The organism is Mycobacterium persicum, assembly GCF_002086675.1.
Classification (GTDB): domain Bacteria; phylum Actinomycetota; class Actinomycetes; order Mycobacteriales; family Mycobacteriaceae; genus Mycobacterium; species Mycobacterium persicum.
The window spans coordinates 1-3,808 of the sequence record NZ_MVIF01000186.1 but is presented as its reverse complement, the minus strand read 5'-3'; the positions used below and the strand labels follow the sequence as shown (position 1 = coordinate 3,808).

Here is a 3,808-nt window from a genome sequence, read left to right as displayed (position 1 = left end):
TCGACGAACACGTCTGGTTGGATTTCTGCCACAATTGCCAACCATCAAGATGCTGACCAATGATAATTAAGAAGAGGGCAACATCAGAACATTCTATTTGCTGCGCTCGTGATTTCCTGGACGAACGGGCCGGTGGCAATTTGTGGCCCCGTGATTACCCTGCTCAACCGCCTTTCACCCAAGTCAAACAGCAGTGTAACGCCGCACCGCGTCGGTACACCCCAAGCTCGCCGAACCAGGTATCTGGATGTTGCCCGGGAGCAATCGATGACATATCCCGAACCTGACTGGACTATTCACCGCGCATCACCCAAGCTGCCGCAGCGAGCCCAAGGCCGCCGCCTGTACCACACTTTGATCCCCGAACACATCCGCGCCGCCACGGCATCGGCGCAGTGGCGCCGCCTGGAATCCCCTACCTCGATGCACGCTGTCGACCCGGATGTGCCCCTCCGCCTCGCGTCAAAACCCCCCGGTTCTGGCCGCATCCGCAGACACTTGAGCGCCCCGCCCTACGAGCGCGCTGGTCTTGAGCCAAGCGAAACCGCCCATCTCGTACGCGGTTTGGCGGATGTTCGCGGAATCGGAGCGCAACATACTTCCAGGCATGCATCCGATCGATACAGGCTACCTCTCGCCCCTGGACACCCTTCCAACGCTCACCCCGGTGCTACTGGAATACCCGCGTCCCGACGTAGCGCTAATAGTCCTCAATCGGCTAGACCGAATGAACGCCTTGGGATTAGAGCTGGTCGTCGCTCTGAAACGAACACTAGAAAAGATCAACTGCGACAATTCCGTGCGAGTTGTGGTACTCACTGGTGTTGGCAGAGCGTTTTGCACGGGTGCCGACGAAGAGCCTGCAGGCAAAGTGCCGCATGAAGGACTGCTGCCGCCGGCCGATGCATTACGCGCACTGGAAATGCTCGACGAGGTGACCTGGCAGCTACGACTGATGCACCAGCCGGTGATCGCAGCTATCAACGGCGCGACCCATTGCGGCGGAATGTGTTTGGCGCTAGCTGCCGACATCCGGGTGGTAGCGGACAGCGCATACTTTCGCGCCGCGGGAATCAGAAACGGCCTGACGTCCAGCGAGCTCGGATTGAGTTACTTGCTGCCTAGGGCGATCGGATCTTCGAGAGCGTTTGAACTGATGTTGACAGGCCGGGACGTCGACGCAGTAGAGGCCGAGCGCATCGGGCTCGCGTCTTGTCGGGTGGCTGACGAAGACCTGTTGGACCATTGCTTGACGATGGCCGGCCGAATTGCGGGATTTTCAAGGATTGGCACCGGATTGACCAAGCGCGCACTGTGGGACTACCTCGACGCTGCTAGTGTGGACGGGCACGTGCAGACCGAAGACTCGGGGCAGCGCTACAGTCGGTTGCTAACAAGACGTTTCGACGTGGCGGTCGCCGCGCGCGCCGAGAAGCGCCTGTCCGTACTTACCGATTGCCGATAGGCTCGTCGACGGCACGATTTCACACGCGAACATATGAGTTGGAATATGTTGTCGCGCGAGACTTTCGTTGGCGTCTTTCGCAATCCCGCCAGCCTCAGGCCGGGGCAGCCGTCGAGCGTTTCGCTGCTTGTCACACCCGATCCGTAGTGGTGCGTCGCCACCTCGGCAATGCTGGCCTCTGTCTGCGGTGGTGTTCGTCGTGCCCGCCTAACGGGATCTGATCGGCGCGCAGGTGCGGACCGGGTCGGGTGCGGAGGTCGCGGACGTGCCCAACGGCTGCTTGGGGCTTCCGTTAGCGGCTATCGACCGCGTCTTCCAGACCAAACTAGGCGGCGGCACCCCACAATCTGCGACGTAGCGATTTGTGCGTGATCGCAGGGTATGTACGCACTTTTGCTGATGTTGTCCCGTTGGTGATCGCTGCATGCTGTAGGCGTGTGCCTGGTTGAGCCGATCTCCGTCAACCAGCAACAAACCTCGGCCCCCGCGAAGGTCCCCGCGACCGCGAACTCATCCCTGCGAGATGATTAGGTAGAGCACGTTGAGCACGCTCCGCACCAATGCCGACACCCGGGACGTGGAAACAGGTGTCAGCACGAGCGCTGTGATGGCGGCTGCTGCTCGCGCCAGCGAAACCGGCCGGCCTGACCCTTTGATCCGAGATCCGTACGCCGCGCTCCTGATTGCAGATGCTGGCAGCGGCGTCTGGAGGACTTTGCTTGACGACTCGCAGTTTGCCAAGCTCAAATCCACCGGTCCCGAGACCGCCGCATACCTTGACTACCTACGCAGTTATCAGGCGATTCGGACACAGTTCTTCGACACCTACATCGCCGACGCTGTCGCGGGAAAGATCTGCCAGTTAGTCATCGTTGCGTCCGGTTTGGACGCGCGCCGACCGGCTGGATTGGCCGCCCGGCGCCACGGTTTATGAGATGGACCAGCCTCAAGTACTGAACTACAAGTTTAAAACTCTTGCAGCCCAAGGTGTTGCGCCCGCGGTCGACCTCCGCGCGGTCTGCGTAGACCTGCGCGGTGACTGGCCCGCAATGCTATGGGGTGCGGGTTTCGGCCCTTCGCTGCGGACAGCGTGGTTGGTCGAAGGGCTATTGGTCTACCTGCCCGCCGACGCCCAAGACCGGTTGCTTGCCCAGATCACCGAGCTGAGCACGGTGGGCAGTCGGCTTGCCGTGGAAACTGCGGTCACTTGCGCCGAAGAACGTAAAGAAGAGTTGCGGCAACGGTTTAACGATATCGCTGCCGAACTCGGACTCGTAAAACTGATGCACCTGCAGGATCTCAACTACAACGACCCAGATCGGGCGGTCGCCACGGATTGGCTAAACACCCACGGATGGCACGCGACGGCGCGGAACTCCATCGGCGAACTGCGCCGCCTGGACCGCTGGGTTAATGGTGTACCGATCGCTGACCACAAGGACAGCTTCGCCGACTTCGTGACCGCGGAGCGGCGATAAGGATTTTTGTCGCGTTTTCCATCGACCTCATCCTCGGAAATCTTTTGCTGGCATTAGGACCAGTTCTCTTGACGGCCGCGCGATACATGATCGCACTACTACGGAATGGTGAGAATGACCGACGCAGCAAACAATTGTCATCGCAACCCGGCTTCACATGGCCGACACCATCAAGAATTCAGGCGCACCGCCACCGCCATAAAAATTGATTCAATCGATTCTCCGACCCGCCGCACCACATCGCGCCAGCGTAAACGCGCGGCCGGCGCGGCGCTAGGAGCACTAGTCTTGACCACCGGAGTTACCGCGGCCGTGGATACCCTTAACGACTACGCCGCTATTATCAGCGCCGGCCGATTAACAATCAATCTGGCCGATCACGGCAAATCGAAATCCGACAGTTGTTCGAATGATACTCTCGATATCACCACCGACACCAGCGGTAACGATGATGACAACTATCTCCAGGTGTTTGCCGCCAATAGCAATAATTATGACGGTGGTCTCGCTAACCCGTTCCTTGGCGAAGCAATTCCCGTCAGGATCGAAATCGTCGACATTTGGGATCTCGTCGAAATGCTAAACGATCCCGTCAACCAACCCATTGAATTACTTCCACTGAATCCCGATACCGACAACCAGAATCAAAACTGACAGCTGGGCACTAATGCGTGAGGAGCGCCTCATGGAGATGCCTTCCGGAAGTGGTGTCCGGGTCCAGTCTTCGGTTATCGCACTTGTCGCCGAAAGTAGGTTGAGATGGCAGTGACGCTGGTTTCCCATCGTAAAATGACGCCGCGCCAGCGGCTGACGATTGTGGCGACCGGTCTGGGAATCTTCATGGTGTTTGTGGACGTCAACATCG

The 3,808-nt window shown here is 59.1% G+C and carries 3 protein-coding genes and 1 pseudogene; all 4 read left to right on the top strand.

Features of this window, described 5'->3' with window-relative positions; translation table 11 throughout:
• The first annotated feature begins 607 nt into the window (after window positions 1-607).
• Window positions 608-1,465, top strand: a complete 858-nt coding sequence (locus BST40_RS27455) for an enoyl-CoA hydratase (protein ID WP_083156485.1) — start codon at window positions 608-610, stop codon at window positions 1,463-1,465.
• 541 nt (window positions 1,466-2,006) lie between these two features.
• Window positions 2,007-2,943 (top strand): annotated as a pseudogene (locus tag BST40_RS27450) (SAM-dependent methyltransferase).
• Between the two features lie 114 nt (window positions 2,944-3,057).
• On the top strand, window positions 3,058-3,597 hold the full coding sequence (locus BST40_RS27445) for a hypothetical protein (RefSeq protein ID WP_083156483.1): 540 nt from the start codon (window positions 3,058-3,060) through the stop codon (window positions 3,595-3,597).
• A gap of 135 nt (window positions 3,598-3,732) precedes the next feature.
• Window positions 3,733-3,808, top strand: a 76-nt coding sequence (locus BST40_RS33445) for a hypothetical protein (RefSeq protein WP_425270708.1), incomplete at its 3' end; no start/stop codon positions are given.

What these genes read in the sequence shown, in the direction of transcription:
- BST40_RS27455 (WP_083156485.1), top strand. Translation starts at nt 608, where the DNA reads ATGCATCCGATCGATACAGGCTACCTCTCGCCCCTGGACACCCTTCCA.
- BST40_RS27445 (WP_083156483.1), top strand. Translation starts at nt 3,058, where the DNA reads ATGACCGACGCAGCAAACAATTGTCATCGCAACCCGGCTTCACATGGC.